Origin of the sequence: Pseudolactococcus plantarum (genome assembly GCF_002441715.1) — a bacterium.
GTDB classification, from domain to species: domain Bacteria; phylum Bacillota; class Bacilli; order Lactobacillales; family Streptococcaceae; genus Pseudolactococcus; species Pseudolactococcus plantarum.
In genome coordinates this window covers 1-335 of the sequence record NZ_JXJX01000041.1, presented here as the reverse complement: position 1 = coordinate 335, position 335 = coordinate 1, and the positions used below count along the sequence as shown (strand labels likewise).

The following is a 335-nucleotide window of genomic DNA, read 5'->3' as shown; positions in this document are numbered from 1 at the left end:
GGTTGTGTATGCTGGGACAAATACTTGGGGTGAGACAGGTAGAGACGGTTTTGCGACTGCTGGAGTAGCCTACTTAGGTGGCTTATCAGAGGAGTATTATGATGCAGAAAGATTTTTAACACAGACAAAAGATAAACTTGCAAAACATAAAGGGACGGTTACTGATGTGGCAGGGTTTAGCCAATCAGGTGGCTATATGATGAAGATGGCAGCTAAACATGGACAGGCAAGTGGATTTAGGACAACAAGTTTTGATGATTGGGGACAAAACCAAATCAGTACCCTCACTAAGTCTGAACAAGCTTGGCTGAAAGAAAATCCAGAAGCACTACTAC

1 pseudogene is annotated in these 335 nt (G+C 43.0%); it reads left to right on the top strand.

The window, feature by feature from the left end:
- A pseudogene (locus RU87_RS09690) lies at positions 1–335 on the top strand (hypothetical protein); the annotation flags it as partial.